Here is a 17,994-nt window from a genome sequence, read left to right as displayed (position 1 = left end):
TTCTTTCCTGAGTGTCTTATGTTTTTTCGGATTGGGCAATCCACCTCCGCATTCAGTTTGTCCAGCTGCAGGGCCTAGCCCCTCGAGGTCATAAGTCACATAAGAATTGAAGGTGAAGAACAACCTTCATTTCTTACGCGTCTTATGCTTGTCGGGGCTGAGCAAGGCCCTTCCGCATTCAGTTTGTCCAGCTGCAGGGCCTAGCCCCTCGAGGTCATAAGTCACATAAGAATTGAAGGTAAAGAACAACCTTCATTTCTTACGCGCCTTATGCTTGTCGGGGCTGAGCAAGGCCCTTCCGCATTCAGTTTGTCCAGCTGCAGGGCCTAGCCCCTCGAGGTCATAAGTCACGTAAGAATTGAAGGTGAAGAACAACCTTCATTTCTTACGCGTCTTATGCTTGTCGGGGCTGAGCAAGGCCCTTCCGCATTCAGTTTTTTAAGGAGGATTTATACATAATGGTAAAGCGGAGCCGTATCCTGTCATTTTTCATTATCATCATTTTATTTGGAAGTTTGATGGGGGTTACAACGAAAGACATTTTAGGAAACACCAAGCTTGGTTTAGATTTGCAGGGGGGTTTTGAGGTATTATACGATGTTGAACCTGCTAAAGAAGGCGGTCCCAAAATCGACCAGGCAGCCTTAACGGCTACAGCACAATCTTTGGATAGGCGGATCAATGTGCTTGGGGTAAGTGAACCGAATATTCAAATCGAAGGGGACAATCGAATACGGGTGCAATTGGCTGGGATAACTGACCAGGATCAAGCCCGTGAAATGCTGTCTACAGAAGCGAACTTATCCTTCCGTGATGTGAATGACAAAGTATTGATGGACGGTACGGATCTTGTTGAAGGGGGAGCAAGTCAAACCTTCGATGAAAATGGACAGCCTAGTGTATCAATCAAGCTGAACGATGCAACTAAATTCAGAGAAGTCTCTCAGCAAATCCTTAATATGGGTGAGCCTAATAATTTATTAGTGATCTGGCTTGATTTTGAAGAGGGCGTCGACTCATTTAAAGCAGAAATGGCCAAAGAAGATCCGAAATACTTGTCAGCTCCAAGAGTAAGCCAAGTATTCAATCAAGATTCTGTTTCTATTGTAGGTAGTTTTACACTTGAAGAAGCAAAAACATTATCAGACCTCTTGTCTGCTGGATCACTTCCTGTGCAATTAAATGAGGTCTATTCTACCTCGGTAGGAGCACAATTTGGTGAAACCGCTTTAGAAAAAACGATTATTGGTGGAGTAATAGGTGTTATTGCCATCTTCTTGTTTATGATAGGCTATTACCGTTTGCCTGGTATCATTGCGGTTATTACGTTGACGATCTATTTATTCCTTACACTATTAGTATTTAACTTAATGAATGCCGTTTTGACGCTCCCGGGCGTAGCAGCATTGATTCTCGGTGTGGGTATGGCCGTGGATGCCAATATCATTACGTACGAACGAATAAAGGATGAAATCAGAGTTGGCCGATCGATTAAAGCTGCCTTTAAAGCCGGCAGTAAAAATTCATTATCCACCATCTTTGATGCCAATATTACAACCTTACTAGCAGCAGGTGTATTGTTTATTTATGGTACAAGCTCAGTTAAAGGTTTTGCGACTACTTTAATTTTAAGTATCCTTATGAGCTTTATCACAGCCGTTTATGGTACAAGGCTATTGCTTGGTCTATGCGTAAACAGCAATGCATTAAACAAGCTTCCAGGCTGGTTTGGCGTGAAGAAAAGTGTGATCCACAATATTGCCGAAAATGTTGAGACTGTGGATTTAACGACTAGGTTTGATCGATTTGATTTTGTAAAGCATCGCAAGAAGTATTTTGCTATTTCGGGTGCTTTAATTATAGCTGGGACCATTGTGCTGAGCGTGTTTGGATTGAATTTGAGCATCGACTTTTCAGAAGGAACACGAATTGAACAATTGTCCGATCAATCAATTTCGACAAATGAGTTTAAAAAATCACTTGCTACTGCTGGGATTGAAACAGATGATATTGTGATTTCTGGTAATAATAATGAAATTGGTGTAGCGAGAGTCAAAGATGTCTTGTCTAAGGAAGAAATTTCAGCACTGCAAATGCAGATGGAGGAAGAATATGGTGCAAAACCTAATGTAAGTACGGTTTCACCAACAGTCGGTAAGGAAATTGCTAAAAATGCACTCAAAGCCTTAGCGATTGCCTCCGTAGGTATTGTCCTGTATGTGACCATTCGTTTTGAATGGAGAATGGCAATGGCTGCGATTCTAGCCTTGCTGCATGACGCATTTTTTATCATCGTGTTTTTCAGTATCACAAGGCTCGAAGCCGATCTTACATTTATTGCGGCTGTGCTGACGATCATTGGGTATTCCATCAATGATACAATCGTTACCTTTGATAGAATGCGCGAAAATATGGTGAAAAAGAAGAAAATCAAAACGTTTGAAGAATTGGCGCAGATTGCGAATCAAAGCTTGCGTCAAACATTAGGGCGGTCATTAAATACCATCATAACGGTTTTACTTGCTGTGCTTGGTTTGTTAATCTTTGGTAGTGAGTCGATCAGAAACTTCAATATTGCTTTATTAGTAGGCCTGATAGCCGGAACCTATTCATCCATTTTCCTAGCTGCTCAGATGTGGTTAACATGGAAAGGGCAAGAATTGAAGAAAAAAGGTGTGCTTATTACTTATAAAGAGAAAAAGAAATCAAGTGATGAGCCTCAAGTATAAATAGCGAGTCATCCCCCTGGTCAATCGACCAGGGGTTTTTATTATTTTTTAAAAGAATGTTTTCTTATTCTCCCTAAATGATTGTGTAGGATCGATGATTAATACACTGCTGGTTTAGGATAAACTAAATATAAGTATTAGGGAGAAAGGGCGTTCTATTTTGAATAAGGAAACACGTTTTAAGCAAGCGGAATTTGCCGCGATGGTCGGAATTGTTGGGAATATCCTCCTTGCAATTTTTAAATGGTGGATAGGAGTGTATTCCGGGAGTAAGGCATTAATCGCAGATGCCGTGCATTCGGCTTCAGATGTTGCAGGATCTTTTGCCGTCTACATAGGTTTAAGAGCAGCGAAGCAGCCGCCTGACAGGGACCATCCGTACGGTCATGGGAAGGCGGAATTAATCGCAGCCATTATCGTAGCTGTTCTTCTATTTATTGTTGGAATTGAAATTGGCATCTCATCCTTTAAATCTTTGTTTGAACCAATTGAGGCGCCAAAAACAATCGCAATCGTAGCTGTTGTTATATCCATCGTTATCAAAGAAGCGATGTTTAGATATAAGTTCAAATTGGGAAAGAAATTAAAGAGTGAGGCTTTAATTGTTAACGCATATGAGCATAGATCTGATGTATACTCTTCCATTGCTGCACTAGTGGGAATTGCAAGTGCTGTAATCGGCGGTATGCTTGGAATTGGCTGGCTGGAATATGCTGACCCCGTAGCTGGTTTTTTTGTCGCACTAATGATTTTAGGAATGGCTTGGAAGCTCGGAAAAGATTCTATACACAACACGCTTGATCATGTCCTTCATGAAGAAGATACGCTTGAGTTCAAGGAAGCTGTATCAACTGTGAAGGATGTTAAAAGATTAGATGAGCTGCACGCAAGAGAGCATGGTCATTATTTGATTATCGATTTAAAAATATCTGTAGACCCTTCCATGACTGTTGAAGAAGGTCATAAGGTAGGGAAGGAGGTAAAGAATCGATTATTGCAGTTTAACAATGTGCAAAATGTGTTTGTCCATATTAATCCTTACAGGTAAAAGATTAGATTGCTTAGGCTCAAGGGTGATAAAGAATAGGGAAAAATAATACTGCAAATAAAGGGGGACATTCTGTATGAAAAACCAGTGGGTAATATTATTAGGTATCGTATTTACATTAATTGTAGCAATTTTTGCAGTCATTAACGTAGATCCCGTCACTGTGAACTACTTATTTGGACAAAGCAATTGGCCTCTTATCTTAGTTATTCTAGGGTCTGTACTAATGGGTGGATTAATCATCGGTTCTGTTGGCATTGTTCGTGTATTTAATCTCCAGAAGCAGGTGAACGGATTAAAAAAAGAATTACATCAATTCAAACATGAAGCGTCTGAAACCAATGATGGAAAAAAAGAAGGGAAACCGGCTAAAGAACCGAAAAAGCAGTTGAAGGTATAACAAAAGTTGGATAACTGCAATGGGAAGAGACAGAAGCAAAGAGGTGATTAGTGCCTCCTTGCTTCTGTTTGTTTTTAAGTCCTGAGTATTGATTCTAAAGAAGGAACTTCGTATCCTGCTAATCGAGTGATTAGAACATGATTTTTAAGAAAAAGCGAGATTTTGTGTTCTAACCGAGTGATTAGAATATGATTTTTAAGAAAAAGTGAGATTTTGTGTTCTAATCGAGTGATTAGAACATGATTTTTAAGAAAAAGCGGGATTTTGTGTTCTAATCGAGTGATTAGAACATGATTTTTAAGAAAAAGCGAGATTTTGTGTTCTAACCGAGTGATTAGAACATGATTTTTAAGAAAAAGCGGGATTTTGTGTTCTAACCGAGTGATTAGAACATGATTTTTTAAGAAAAAGCGAGATAACTTGTCCTAATTAAGTAATTAGAACAATCATCAAACCACAAATATAACGAATGTCATTTGGCCAATCTTGCCAATAAGCTAGCCGCGCCTAAGGCTAGCCACCTCCGCTTTTCTATAAATGATTGAAACGGGGGATTCCCTCTTGTATAATGAAATGGCTGAGGGGTGAACGTATGTTACATTCGAAAACGCGGTGGATTGTTCGGCAATCCGATGAAAACAAGGTAAAAGATATAGCTGATACGCTAAAGATCTCGCCAGTTCTGGCGACGTTACTTATTAATCGCGGAATGGATACCGTTGAATCAGCACGGTATTTTTTATTGGATAAAGAACAGCAATTCCATGATCCCTTTTTATTAAAGGATATGGATGTCGCAGTCAATAGGATTAAAAAGGCGATTAAAGATAACGAACTTATTCTGATTTTTGGAGATTATGATGCAGATGGTGTAACAAGCACAACTGTAATGATGAGAACACTGCAGGATATGGGAGCAGAGGTTCAATTTTACATTCCTAATCGCTTCACTGAAGGGTACGGCCCAAATATTCCAGCCTTCCAATATGCTGCTGACATCGGCGTCAGCCTAATCATAACCGTGGATACTGGTATTGCAGCTGTAGATGAGGCTGCGGCCGCCAAAGAGCTTGGACTGGATTTGATTATAACTGATCACCATGAGCCTGGTCCTGTTTTGCCAGATGCCTTTGCGATTATACATCCAAAATTATTGGACAGTGCATACCCTTTTCGCGATTTGGCGGGAGTAGGCGTGGCCTTTAAATTGGCTCATGCACTTTATGGGCAGCTGCCAGAACATCTTCTTGAAATCGCCGCCATTGGTACAGTAGCGGATCTTGTTCCGTTAAAAGGTGAAAATCGGTTGATTGTGAAGCAAGGGATCAAGAGGCTTCAAGTAACTGACAACCATGGTTTAAACGCCCTATTCAAGCTGGCGAGTGTAGAGAAATCTGCAGTCGACGAGGAAACGATAGGGTTCATGATTGGACCTCGTTTAAATGCAGCAGGTCGTTTAGATAGTGCAGAACCGGCTGTTGAGCTCTTAATGGCAACGGATGCTAATGAAGCAACTGGCCTGGCAGAAGAGATTGATAGAATGAATAAAGAAAGACAAGCGATTGTGGCCGAATTAGCTGACGATGCCATAAGGGAAGTAGAAGAGCGTTATCCAGTCGAGGAGAACCCGGTAATTGTTATTGGTAAAGAGGGCTGGAATCCAGGGGTTATCGGAATTGTCGCTTCTAGGTTAGTAGAGAAATTTTATCGACCTGCAATTGTCCTGAGTTTTGACAGTGATAAAAATCAAGCTAAAGGATCAGCACGAAGTATCGCTGCTTTTGACTTGTTTAAGAATTTATCAGAATGCAGGGATATTTTACCTCATTTTGGCGGTCATCCTATGGCAGCCGGAATGACTTTACAGTTGTCAGATGTTGACGAGCTAAGAGATCGTCTGAAAAAACAAGCCAATGAGCTGCTAACGGAAGAAGACTTTATACCGGTGACAACGCTGGATGGAGAAATTGATGTGAAGCAGGCAGACTTGCCGACGATTCAGGAGATGCAGAAGCTTGCGCCATTTGGCGTGGAAAATCCAAAGCCGAGGATGCTGATTAACGAAGCGATGGTTTCATCCATGAGAAAAATTGGCAGCAATCAAACACATTTAAAGCTGACCGTTGAAAATGATGGGGCTACATTAGATGGTATTGGGTTTGGTTTCGGCCATTTATATGATCATATCTCTGCTGAAGCAAAAGTTTCTATTATAGGTGAACTATCGATAAATGAATGGAATAATATAAGGAAGCCTCAGATATTTCTGCAAGATGTTGCGATATCTGACTGGCAGCTTTTCGATATAAGAGGCGTAAAGCAGATAGAAAAGTTAAATGGCGCTTTGCCTGTGGAAAAGAATATGTGGATTGTATTTAACGAAGATAATGTTCAGAAATTCTCCCCATATGCAGCTGATAACTTGTTCATAATAAAAACAGCTTCCGATGCAGAAAAGCTGGATATGGACGGTTCGCACGTCATATTAGGTGACTTGCCTTATTCTAAAGATTTGCTTGTATCACTTTTTAGCGGTAAAATACCTGCGAGAATTTATGCGCATCTTTATAAAGAAGATAGTGCATATTTCAGCATGATGCCAACGAGGGATCATTTCAAGTGGTATTATGCACTCATCGCCAAAAAAGGACCTTTCGAGTTAAAAATGCGAATCAATGACATTGCGAAATTTAAAGGCTGGAGTATTGATGCCATAGAATTTATGTCAAAAGTGTTTTTTGAGCTAGATTTTGTTAAAATAGAGAATGGGATGATTTCTCTCAATAAAACTGTAAGTAAAAGAGATTTATCGGATTCACAGACCTATCGATACAAACAGGAGCAGATGGCTCTTGAAAATGATTTGCTTTACTCTTCCTCCAGTCAATTAAAAGGCTGGTTTGATGAAGTGCTGCATATGGCTGTGGAAATTGAGGAGGCAATGGAAGAAGAATGGACTTGAAACAATTTGTCACGATCGTTGAGGACTGGCCAAAGCCAGGGATTAAATTTAAAGATATTACAACTTTAATGGATAATGGCGAAGCATATAAATATGCAACAGATCAAATCGTAGATTATGCACGCGATAGAGAAATTGATCTTGTGGTCGGACCTGAAGCACGTGGCTTTATTATCGGTTGCCCAGTAGCTTATTCTTTAGGGGTAGGTTTTGCACCTGTTCGTAAAGATGGAAAGCTGCCAAGAGAAACGGTTAAAGTGGATTATGGATTGGAATATGGCAAAGATGTTTTGACTATCCATAAAGATGCGATTAAACCGGGTCAAAGAGTATTGATTACAGATGATCTTCTTGCAACTGGCGGGACAATCGACGCAACAATTAAGTTAGTAGAAGAGCTTGGTGGAGTAGTTGCTGGAATTGCCTTCTTAATTGAGTTGAGCTATTTAGGCGGACATGATAAGCTTGATAAATATGATGTCCTTACATTAATGAAATTTTAACTTTCTATGATGAGCGCTTATTTTGGCGCTCTTTTTATTATATATAGCCATTTATAGGCGAAAGATTGGCTGGATCTGTAAACAAAGGAAAATTTAATTACAAACTTCGACATTTTTTTATTTTTTTCTCAAAAATAAAAGACAATCCCTTTACATCTCTTCATTTTTTTTCGATAATAGTAACAATCATTTAAATTTTAACTCTTTATAATAGAAAATGAGCGACTATTCTATTGCAGTTTATTTTAAACCGAAAACGGAAAATCTAGATAAAATACTTTGGGATAAAGGTGATTCCATGGCGAACGATCAGGTTTTGACCGCCGAACAAGTCATCGACAGGACAAGAGAATACTTAAACGAAGAGCATGCACAATTTGTGAAGAAGGCTTATGAATTTGCAAAGCATGCGCATCGTGATCAATATCGTAAATCAGGTGAACCTTATATCATCCATCCAATCCAAGTTGCTGGTATCTTAGCGGATTTAGAGATGGATCCGTCCACTGTGGCAGCTGGTTTTCTACATGATGTTGTTGAAGACACTGAGGCGACGCTTAAAGATATTGAGGAAAGCTTCAGTGAAGAAGTGGCGATGCTTGTCGACGGTGTAACTAAGCTTGGAAAAATTAAATATAAATCACAAGAAGAACAGCAGGCCGAGAATCATCGGAAAATGTTTGTTGCAATGGCGCAGGATATTCGCGTCATATTAATCAAGCTTGCTGACAGACTTCACAATATGCGGACATTAAAGCATTTGCCTGCGGAAAAACAACGCCGCATTTCTAATGAAACACTTGAAATTTTTGCGCCTCTTGCCCATCGATTAGGTATTTCGAAGGTTAAGTGGGAGCTGGAAGATACAGCTTTAAGATATTTAAATCCACAGCAATATTACCGAATAGTCAATCTGATGAAGAAAAAAAGAGCAGAGCGTGAACAATATCTTGATGAAGTCATCAGTGTAATGCGTGAAAAGCTTGGGGATGTTTCTATTAAATCAGAAATATCAGGACGGCCGAAGCATATTTACAGCATCTATCGGAAAATGGCGCTGCAAAACAAACAATTTAACGAGATATATGATCTGCTTGCAGTAAGGATAGTTGTAAACAGCATTAAAGATTGCTATGCCGTTCTTGGGATTATCCACACGTACTGGAAGCCGATGCCAGGAAGATTCAAAGACTATATTGCCATGCCTAAACAGAACATGTATCAATCATTGCATACAACAGTTATCGGGCCGAAAGGTGATCCTTTGGAGGTTCAGATTCGAACGGTTGATATGCATAGAATTGCTGAATTCGGTATCGCTGCTCACTGGGCTTATAAAGAAGGCAAAAAAGTAAGCGAGCACTCTTCCTTTGAAGAAAAGCTTAAATGGTTTAGTGAAATTCTGGACTTCCAGGATGATGCGATTAATGCTGAAGAATTCATGGAATCGTTGAAGATGGACCTGTTTTCAGATATGGTGTTTGTCTTTACGCCGAAAGGTGATGTAATTGAATTGCCTGCAGGATCTGTGCCGATTGATTTTGCCTATCGCATTCATTCTGAAATTGGGAGTAAAACCATTGGTGCGAAGGTCAATGGCAAGATGGTAACGCTCGATTATCAGCTGCAGACAGGTGATATTATTGAGATTTTAACATCGAAGCATTCCTATGGTCCAAGTCAGGACTGGTTAAAGCTTGCTCAATCTTCACAAGCAAAAAACAAAATAAGACAGTTTTTCAAGAAGCAGCGTAAAGAAGACAACGTTGAAAAAGGCCGTGAGCTTGTTGAAAAGGAAATCCGCAATATGGATTTTGATCTGAAGGATATCCTCACTACTGAAAACTTAAAACGAGTATCAGAAAAATACAATTTTTCCACAGATGAGGATTTATATGCTTCTGTTGGTTATAACGGTATAACTGCACTTCAAGTAGCTAATCGATTAACCGAAAAATTGCGCAAGCAGCGTGACTTGGAACAAAGTACTGATATATCGAATGCCGTATCAGAGCTTAAGCAGCTGCCTCAAGCAAAAAAACGAGAGTCAGGTGTGAGAGTTTCTGGTATTGATAATCTTCTCATTCGTCTTTCCCGTTGCTGCAACCCGGTGCCGGGTGATGAGATTGTCGGTTTTATTACAAAGGGCAGAGGTGTGTCGGTTCACAGAGCGGACTGTACGAATATCAATACCCATGATGCTAAAGCAAGACTCATCCCAGTTGAATGGGAAACGGCACTAAATGATCAGAAAGAATATAATGTCGAAATCGAAATTACTGGATATGATCGCCGCGGCTTGCTAAATGAGGTTTTGCAAGCGGTTAACGAGGCTAAAACAAATTTATCTGCAGTGACTGGGCGATCGGACAAAAACAAAGCGGCATCCATAAATATGTCGATATCAATCCAAAATGTAAACCACCTGCAGAAAGTCGTCGACCGTATTAAGCAAATTCCAGATGTTTATGCCGTGAGGAGAATTATGAACTAAGGAGTTAGTGGTAATGAAAGTCGTAGTTCAACGGAGCAAGGAAGCAAGCGTAATCGTCGAAGGCAGTTGTGTTGGGCGAATTTCAAAAGGGTTTGTCTTGCTTATCGGTGTTACTCATGAAGATACAAACGAGGATGCTGCTTTTTTAGCTGATAAAATTGCAAATCTGCGCGTGTTTGATGATGAGGAAGGGAAAATGAACCGTTCCTTATTAGATACCTGCGGAGAAATTCTCTCTGTTTCCCAATTTACATTATACGGTGATTGCCGCAAGGGAAGGCGTCCCAATTTTATGAAAGCAGCTCGACCTGAACAAGCTGTTCAGATATACGAGCATTTCAATAAGCTCTTATGTGAAAAAGGTATCAAGGTAGAAACAGGTGTATTTGGTGCAATGATGGACGTGCAATTAACAAATGATGGACCTGTTACATTGGTGATTGAAAGTAAATAAAAGAAAAGCTGAGACCAAGGGGGAACCTTTTTGTCTCAGCTTTTTTGCGCATAAATTAACCAGAAATCTAAATACCTTATTTTTATGTTTTAGACTTTTTTCAAAAGAAGTATATTTTAATAAAAGAAGAGCAGGCCCATGTGACCATACTCTCCTTCATTAATTACTAAAATGCTTAGCTAAGCCTTGAAAGATACCAGTTGCAACTGCCTCTTGGTATTGAGCAGATGACACGAGCATTTCTTCAGTCGGGTTACTTAAATAACCAAGCTCAAGCAAAATTGCTTTCCGATTGTTTTCTCTGATGACAAAATAATCGCCTTGTCTATACCCGCGATCTGGTATGTTTACTTTCGCGCTAGCGGCAGTGTGTACATCTGCTGCTAGCTCTTGTTGATAAGAGTGATGGTAATACGTTGTCATGCCGCGGATGCTTCGGTCTTCAATACTATCATAATGGATGCTAATAAATGCATCTGCGTTATGCATATGAGACGTACTTACTCTTGATTGCAACGGGATATAAGTATCTTGTTGTCTTGTAAGTACTACATTTGCCCCAGCAGCTTTTAGTTTCCCGGATAATATTTCTGCCGTTCTCATGTTTAACGTTTTTTCTAATGTACCTGAGGCACCAGTTGTTCCATTATCTCTCCCACCATGTCCTGGATCAATGACAATTGTTTTGTTTCCCAATTGTAAACTGCCTCCAGGGTTCTCCACTTTAGGAACCGAACCATCTGCTGAAACAATCCACCCAGCGATAAACCCGCTGGCACCGCCTGCTAGCTTTACTTCATACCAATCATTTTGCAGGCTGATAACTTCAAATACATCACCTTGATTGGCTAGTTGTAAAACATCAGATTGGGTGCTTGCCTTTTTTCTAATATTAGAACCGTTTTGCAAGATAGTGACGTTTCCACCATTGAGGCTTTTTGCTTCTGTTTGTTGAGTATTGCCTTCACCGGACTTTTCTATATACCAGCCAGCAACCCATCCAAATACACCAGGCTTGTATTCAATTTTAAACCAATTATTTTCTTCTTCACTAATTGCGAACGTTTGGCCATGTGAAACAGTTCCGATGTTCTTGCCGTTTAATGAAGGGGATTCTCTCACTGTTAAAGAGCCAGCTGTCACCTTGCCGCTTTGTCCAGCAGTTTGTTTTGTCGTTTGTTGATTTTCATCAGTCTGGTCATTGGAGTGCGCACGTACATATTGACTGCTGATCCATGCAGAGGAACCAGCATATGAAATCTCTGTCCAGTCATTTTGCTGAGAGAGTATTTCAACGGTTTCTCCATTGGTTAATTTTCCAATGATATTGTTCGCTTGAGATGGTTCGCTTCGTACATTTAACGCATCACCAATGATTGTCCCTGTTTTTGTTTTTGCAGAAGACTTGTGTTTCTCACTTTTTTGTGTTGATCTTGAAAAATCAACAAATTCCTTTGCTACCCAACCATTTCCATATACGGTTTCGAGCTCGACCCAGTCACCCTGTTGTGAGACGAGGCGATATTCCCCTTTTCCTATTAGGCCTAGTACTTTTTTGTCAGTCGCTGGGCCTCCTCGGACTCTTAAACCATCCGTGTTTACGGTAGCTTGTGAGTTGCTGACTGTTTCTTGCTCAGTCTTTGTTGGGGCGGATGCTGACTGCGGGCTATCAAGCACAACAAGCCAATCAGCGACCCATCCTTTTCCCTTAGAACCAAAATCAATTTCAATCCATTCATCTTGCTGGGAAAGCATTGTAAACTGCTCACCCTTCTCTGCTATTCCTAAGACAGGATAACTCAGCCCGGGGCCAGTCCGCACATTTAAAATATCAGTAGCTATTTTTACATTTTTCCCTTCAGCAATCGCTTTCGGCTGGGGGAAAACGATGCCGGCCAGAAGGATGAGGCAGACAAGCATCATGAAATTCTTCCTTCTTACCAAATATGTTCCTCCTCTCTCATTTATCACCATACAAGAAAAGCAAAAAACTCACAGCTAGTCAAGCCTGGTGAAAAGTTTCGTGACCCTATGTATGTCATTCGATCTTTCAAAAGCAATCCCCTTCTAATATCGGCCATTGAATATAAATTGTAAACAGCTTGTAAAATACAAAATAAATCAGACAGGTTATGGAAATAATAAATGGAGATAAACATATGAGCGGAAGGGTGATTAAAAGATGAGATTTGGTGAAAAAGGAATGAATGTACAAGCAGGAGAAAATAAACTATTCGGTATCGATTTTCACGATTTTATTCAATCAGAGCAACAATCTACTATGATCGAGCTCGCCTCAGAATTCGGTGTATCCACTCAAGACGTAAGAAAGTTAAAAAAGAAATTATCTCGATCTTAAAGTGTTCAGGAAAGGCTTGACATGTCCAGCAATGCTCCGTATGATTATATAGATAAAATGAAATTTTAATCTGCTGCCTGAGTGAATGTTTGCAGCACCTTTGAACCAATGAGGAAGAAAAGTAGTTGAACCCCACATAACAAGAGAGGAAATGTCATGGGCTGAAAGCATTTCCGTATGATGATTTGACGAAAGAACACTTCTTAGGTTTCTCCCTGAAAAATGTTTATTTAGTAGGGGAAGAACGTTAACAGGCGTTAACTGTGAAAGAGGAAGAACGCATACTTTAGCGACTTCAATTAGGGTGGTACCACGGGAAATTCAAACTCTCGTCCCTTGTATTTTTTATAAATACAGGGGATGAGAGTTTTTTTGTTTAGTAAAAGTAATTTTTATTAGGAGGATGATGTTATGTCAATCCGATTACCAAGAGGCACGCAGGATATCCTTCCTGGAGATGTGGAAAAGTGGCAATACATTGAAAAGAAAGCAAGAGAGATTTGTGGAAAATTCCAATATCACGAAATTAGAACCCCAATTTTTGAACAAACAGATTTATTTCTTCGGAGTGTAGGAGATACAACCGATATCGTACAAAAGGAAATGTATACTTTTGATGATCGCGGCGGACGAAGCTTAACATTGCGTCCAGAAGGTACAGCATCCACTGTCCGTTCATTTGTTGAACATAAAATGTTTGGTTATGCAAATCAGCCAGTGAAGCTATATTATATGGGTCCTATGTTTAGATATGAGCGCCCACAAGCTGGCCGCTACCGTCAATTCGTTCAATTCGGAGTAGAAGCAATTGGCAGTGATGATCCTGCGATCGATGCGGAAGTGATTGCTTTAGCGATGTCACTTTATAAAGAGATGGGATTGAAGAAGCTAAAGCTTATCATTAATAGCCTGGGTGATAAAGAGAGCAGAACAGCACACAGAGAAGCACTTATCAATCATTTTCAGCCAAGAATTGGTGAATTCTGCTCGGATTGTCAAGGGCGATTAGAGAAAAATCCGATGCGTATTCTTGATTGTAAACAAGATCGTGATCACGAGTTGATGAAAACGGCTCCTTCTATTATTGATTACCTCAATGAGGAATCTAAACAATACTTTATAAAGGTACAAACTTATTTAACAAACATAGGCGTAGAGTTTGAGGTAGATCCTAACCTTGTTCGCGGCTTGGATTATTATAATCATACGGCTTTTGAAATCATGAGTGATGCAGAAGGATTCGGAGCAATTACAACTCTTTGCGGCGGTGGAAGATACAACGGTTTAACAGAGGAAGTTGGTGGACCTGAGGCACCTGGCATCGGTTTTGCTTTAAGTATTGAACGATTAATTGCTGCGCTTGATGCTGAAAAGGTTGATCTGCCGTTACACAAAGGAATCGACTGTTATGTCGTCTCTCTCGGAGAAGCTGCAAAGGATTATACAGTTGGTGTCCTGCATAAACTTCGAGAATCAGGTTTCTCTGCTGAAAGAGATTACTTAGATAGAAAAATTAAGGCTCAATTTAAAGCAGCAGATCGCCTAAATGCAAAATATGTGGCTATTCTAGGTGAAGATGAATTGAAAGCGAATAAGATCAATCTTAAATCAATGGATAGCGGTGAACAAACGGAAATGGAGCTCTCTTCATTTATTGAGCAATTTACTGCGTTATATAGAAACTAGGAGGAATCACAATGTTTGGAAGAACCTATTACTGCGGAGAAGTTACAGAGAAAGCAATTGGGGAAAAGATTGTTTTAAAAGGCTGGGTGCAAAAGCGCCGTGACCTTGGCGGTTTAATCTTTATAGATTTACGAGATCGTACAGGCATTGTTCAAGCCGTTTTTAATCCGGAATTATCTCCTGAAGCACTTGCAACAGCAGAGAAAATTAGAAATGAATATGTGCTGGACATTGAAGGTACAGTTGTAGCCCGAAAAGAAGGCACAGTCAACGAAAATCTTCAAACAGGAAAAATTGAAGTCCAAGTTGAGAGTGTAACAATTCTAAATGAAGCAAAGACACCACCATTCATTATCGATGATAAAACAGATGTATCTGAAGACGTGCGTTTAAAATATCGCTATCTTGATTTAAGAAGACCAGTGATGGCAGACACTTTTAAAATGCGTCATCAAGTAACCAAAGCGATTCGCAACTATCTTGATGATGAAGGATTTATCGATGTAGAAACACCGATCCTAACAAAAAGTACACCTGAGGGCGCACGAGATTATTTAGTTCCTAGCCGTGTGCATCCTGGGGAATTTTATGCTTTGCCGCAATCTCCGCAAATCTTCAAACAGCTATTAATGGTCAGTGGCATGGATCGCTATTATCAAATAGCACGATGCTTTCGAGATGAAGACTTACGTGCGGACCGCCAGCCCGAGTTTACACAAATTGATATTGAGATGAGCTTCATGAGTCAAGATGACATTATATTACTCATGGAAAGCATGATGATAAAAATTATGAAAGACGTGAAGGGATTAGATATTCAAACTCCATTCCAAAGAATGCCTTATCATGAAGCGATGGCTCGTTTTGGTTCAGATAAACCTGATACCAGATTTGCATTGGAACTTACGGACCTATCAGAAATATTAAAGGAATCAGGCTTCAAAGTATTCGCTGGTGCAATCTCTTCTGGTGGGCAAGTAAAAGCGATTAATGTCAAAGGCGGGGCAAGTAATTACTCGCGCAAGGACATCGATGCCCTAACAGAATTCGTTTCAGTTTATGGTGCGAGAGGGCTTGCATGGCTGAAGGCTGAAGAAGAAGGCTTAAAAGGTCCTATCGCGAAATTTGTTACAGGGGAAGAGCAAGCTGGCATTAAAGCAGCCTTGGAAGTTGAGACAGGCGACTTAATTCTTTTCGTTGCAGATAAGAAATCAGTTGTTGCAGATGCGTTGGGCGCGCTTCGGTCAAAACTCGGAAAAGATTTGAATTTGATTGACCAAAGTAAATTCAACTTCCTATGGATCACTGATTGGCCGTTACTTGAGTACGATGAAGAAGCTGGCCGCTATTATGCCGCTCATCACCCATTCACAATGCCTGCCAGAGAAGATTTGGCACAATTGGACAAGAATCCAGGTGAAGTAAAAGCTCAAGCTTATGATTTAGTATTGAACGGATACGAGCTTGGGGGAGGATCACTACGTATTTTTGAAAGAGATATTCAAGAAAAAATGTTTGAAATCCTTGGATTTACGAAGGAAGAAGCGGTGGAACAGTTTGGTTTCCTTCTTGAAGCGTTTGAATATGGCACGCCTCCACATGGTGGAATTGCCCTAGGTCTGGATCGCCTTGTTATGCTATTAACAGGCAGTACAAACCTGCGTGACACCATTGCTTTCCCTAAAACAGCTAGTGCAAGCTGTGTATTGACAGATGCACCAGGAGAAGTCAGTGAAGCGCAATTGAAAGATCTTCACTTAGCATTAAATTTGAAAAAAAGTGAGTAATGACCTATCTAGCCTTTCTTGAAAAAAAAGGGAGTCTATGATAAAATTTATTCAATTCTAAAGAGTCCTGATGTGTTCGTTGTGTATCCTGAAATTTTGACCGAACATATTACCTTCGGGAGTCCGGAGTTTTTCGGAAGCGTAAATGCCTCATGTCTTTGAGGACTTACAAACGCTGAAAACAGGACACCCACCTGCTTAGTGCGGGTTCAAAATGAAGGCCTTAAAGCGACGGCATAATCGGGACTCTTTTACAAAAAAACCACACAATTTTGTGTGGTTTTTTTGTTGTTATTATATAATTAAAGTATCCTGTATTACCTCGAAAGGACTGAGAATCCATGACCACTCCCCATTCCGAACGGATGATTATGCACCATTTAAACCAGCGAAAAGCTTTAAACGCAAAGGACCAGCATTATTACTTCAATCTAGAAAAAGGCTATTTGGGTGAACAGATATTCAAACAACACATGCATCGGCTCATGAACAAAGCTATTATTCTGGATGACCTTCTTCTTGAAATCAACCAAACCACATTTCAGATTGATTTAGTATGCATATTACAACATAAAATCTATCTCTTTGAAGTGAAAAATTATGAAGGCGATTTTTACGTTGATAAAAATGTATGGTACATGATAGCAGGTAAAGAAATTAAAAACCCGCTCATGCAACTGAACAGAAGTGAGTCATTATTCAGACAGTTACTTGCTGAATATAAAATAAACATCCCAATTGAATCTTTCCTCATCTTTGTCAATCCGGAGTTCACTCTCTTACAAGCACCCTTGAATGCAAACATCATCTTGCCCACACAGCTCCCAAGATTTATCAAACATTTGCATAATCAGCCATCACTATTAAACTCCATGCATCAAAATCTTTCAAAACAATTAACCTCCGTAAAATTAATTAAATCCCCATTTTCACGCATTCCAGTTTATGAATACGAGAATATAGAAAAGGGAGTGATATGCCAACACTGCAAGAGCTTTATGGAGGTTGACAGCGGAAAGCTGCATTGCCTAAAATGCAAATCTAATGAAGAATTTGAAAAAGCTGTCCTGCGCAATGTAGATGAAATGACATTGCTATTTCCTGATATGAAGATTACGACAAATGCAGTTTATGAATGGTGCAAAGGGCTTATACAAAAGAGAAAAATACAGAGCATCCTATCAAATCACTTGAAAAGCATAGGTCATGGAAAAGGAAGATACTATAGTTAACACGAAAAGCTTTGGATATTCGTTATTTTAATTCATTAGAACAAGAAAACAAAGAAATCCGGTTATTAGAACAAGAAAAAGCAAGAAACCGGAGAAATCATGTTCCAATCCGATTATTAGAACAAGAAAAAGCAAGAAACCGAAGAAATCATGTTCTAATCCGATTATTAGAACAAGAAAAAGCAAGAAACCGAAGAAATCATGTTCTAATCCGATTATTAGAACAAGAAAAAGCAAGAAATCGGAGAAATCATGTTCTAATCCGGTTATTAGAACAAGAAAAAGCAAGAAACCGAAGAAATCATGTTCTAATCCGATTATTAGAACAAGAAAAAGCAAG

General features: G+C 39.8%; 13 protein-coding genes, 1 other RNA gene and 1 other annotated feature. Of the genes, 13 read left to right on the top strand and 1 reads right to left on the bottom strand.

The features are described from left to right. The first annotated feature begins 458 nt into the window (after positions 1–458). The 7 genes from secDF to dtd all read left to right on the top strand — a co-directional run bounded on the left by secDF (position 459) and on the right by dtd (position 10,590). On the top strand, positions 459–2,729 hold the full coding sequence (gene secDF / locus J2S17_RS08425) for a protein translocase subunit SecDF (protein WP_307473794.1): 2,271 nt from the start codon (positions 459–461) through the stop codon (positions 2,727–2,729). A 160-nt stretch (positions 2,730–2,889) separates the two neighbouring features. Beyond that, positions 2,890–3,777, top strand: a complete 888-nt coding sequence (locus J2S17_RS08420) for a cation diffusion facilitator family transporter (RefSeq protein ID WP_307473792.1) — start codon at positions 2,890–2,892, stop codon at positions 3,775–3,777. 76 nt (positions 3,778–3,853) lie between these two features. After that, entirely contained in the window at positions 3,854–4,177 is a 324-nt protein-coding gene (locus J2S17_RS08415; protein WP_307473790.1) for a LapA family protein, read from the top strand. A 592-nt stretch (positions 4,178–4,769) separates the two neighbouring features. Further along, entirely contained in the window at positions 4,770–7,139 is a 2,370-nt protein-coding gene (gene recJ, locus J2S17_RS08410; RefSeq protein WP_307473788.1) for a single-stranded-DNA-specific exonuclease RecJ, read from the top strand. After that, on the top strand, positions 7,130–7,642 hold the full coding sequence (locus J2S17_RS08405; protein ID WP_307473786.1) for an adenine phosphoribosyltransferase: 513 nt from the start codon (positions 7,130–7,132) through the stop codon (positions 7,640–7,642). Before recJ ends, J2S17_RS08405 begins: the two co-directional genes overlap by 10 nt. A 298-nt stretch (positions 7,643–7,940) precedes the next feature. Next, on the top strand, positions 7,941–10,136 hold the full coding sequence (locus J2S17_RS08400; RefSeq protein WP_307474212.1) for a RelA/SpoT family protein: 2,196 nt from the start codon (positions 7,941–7,943) through the stop codon (positions 10,134–10,136). A gap of 13 nt (positions 10,137–10,149) precedes the next feature. Next, positions 10,150–10,590, top strand: coding sequence for a D-aminoacyl-tRNA deacylase (gene dtd, locus J2S17_RS08395; protein ID WP_307473784.1), 441 nt, complete (start codon positions 10,150–10,152; stop codon positions 10,588–10,590). 159 nt (positions 10,591–10,749) lie between these two features. Here the strand turns inward: dtd and J2S17_RS08390 are convergent, their stop codons facing one another. Further along, positions 10,750–12,534, bottom strand: a complete 1,785-nt coding sequence (locus tag J2S17_RS08390) for an N-acetylmuramoyl-L-alanine amidase family protein (protein ID WP_307473783.1) — start codon at positions 12,532–12,534, stop codon at positions 10,750–10,752. A gap of 238 nt (positions 12,535–12,772) precedes the next feature. On the opposite strand from J2S17_RS08390, the gene J2S17_RS08385 reads away from it, so the two are divergent. From J2S17_RS08385 to J2S17_RS08360, 6 genes are all read left to right on the top strand, one after another. Next, positions 12,773–12,949, top strand: coding sequence for a hypothetical protein (locus J2S17_RS08385; protein ID WP_307473780.1), 177 nt, complete (start codon positions 12,773–12,775; stop codon positions 12,947–12,949). Positions 12,950–13,048: 99 nt separating this feature from the next. Next, positions 13,049–13,289: a binding site (T-box leader), on the top strand. 71 nt (positions 13,290–13,360) lie between these two features. Further along, on the top strand, positions 13,361–14,635 hold the full coding sequence (gene hisS, locus J2S17_RS08380) for a histidine--tRNA ligase (protein WP_307473778.1): 1,275 nt from the start codon (positions 13,361–13,363) through the stop codon (positions 14,633–14,635). An 11-nt stretch (positions 14,636–14,646) separates the two neighbouring features. Then, complete coding sequence (gene aspS / locus J2S17_RS08375; protein WP_307473776.1) at positions 14,647–16,422, top strand: aspartate--tRNA ligase; 1,776 nt, start codon at positions 14,647–14,649, stop codon at positions 16,420–16,422. A 61-nt stretch (positions 16,423–16,483) separates the two neighbouring features. Further along, positions 16,484–16,673, top strand: a non-coding RNA gene (gene ssrS / locus J2S17_RS08370) — 6S RNA. A 90-nt stretch (positions 16,674–16,763) separates the two neighbouring features. Continuing rightward, positions 16,764–17,654, top strand: a complete 891-nt coding sequence (locus J2S17_RS08365) for a nuclease-related domain-containing protein (protein WP_307473774.1) — start codon at positions 16,764–16,766, stop codon at positions 17,652–17,654. An 11-nt stretch (positions 17,655–17,665) separates the two neighbouring features. Continuing rightward, positions 17,666–17,994 (top strand): hypothetical protein (locus J2S17_RS08360; RefSeq protein WP_307473771.1); only part of this gene is annotated, 329 nt, incomplete at its 3' end.

The organism is Cytobacillus purgationiresistens, from assembly GCF_030813235.1.
Lineage (GTDB): Bacteria > Bacillota > Bacilli > Bacillales > Cytobacillaceae > Cytobacillus > Cytobacillus purgationiresistens.
The sequence above is the reverse complement of the archived record's forward strand: the minus strand, read 5'-3'. Positions and strand labels throughout refer to the sequence as shown.

Bases quoted from the DNA above. Each gene is read 5' to 3' on its own strand.
- secDF (WP_307473794.1), top strand. From the start codon at position 459: ATGGTAAAGCGGAGCCGTATCCTGTCATTTTTCATTATCATCATTTTA.
- J2S17_RS08415 (WP_307473790.1), top strand. From the start codon at position 3,854: ATGAAAAACCAGTGGGTAATATTATTAGGTATCGTATTTACATTAATT.
- recJ (WP_307473788.1), top strand. From the start codon at position 4,770: ATGTTACATTCGAAAACGCGGTGGATTGTTCGGCAATCCGATGAAAAC.
- J2S17_RS08405 (WP_307473786.1), top strand. From the start codon at position 7,130: ATGGACTTGAAACAATTTGTCACGATCGTTGAGGACTGGCCAAAGCCA.
- J2S17_RS08400 (WP_307474212.1), top strand. From the start codon at position 7,941: ATGGCGAACGATCAGGTTTTGACCGCCGAACAAGTCATCGACAGGACA.
- dtd (WP_307473784.1), top strand. From the start codon at position 10,150: ATGAAAGTCGTAGTTCAACGGAGCAAGGAAGCAAGCGTAATCGTCGAA.
- J2S17_RS08385 (WP_307473780.1), top strand. From the start codon at position 12,773: ATGAGATTTGGTGAAAAAGGAATGAATGTACAAGCAGGAGAAAATAAA.
- hisS (WP_307473778.1), top strand. From the start codon at position 13,361: ATGTCAATCCGATTACCAAGAGGCACGCAGGATATCCTTCCTGGAGAT.
- aspS (WP_307473776.1), top strand. From the start codon at position 14,647: ATGTTTGGAAGAACCTATTACTGCGGAGAAGTTACAGAGAAAGCAATT.
- J2S17_RS08365 (WP_307473774.1), top strand. From the start codon at position 16,764: ATGACCACTCCCCATTCCGAACGGATGATTATGCACCATTTAAACCAG.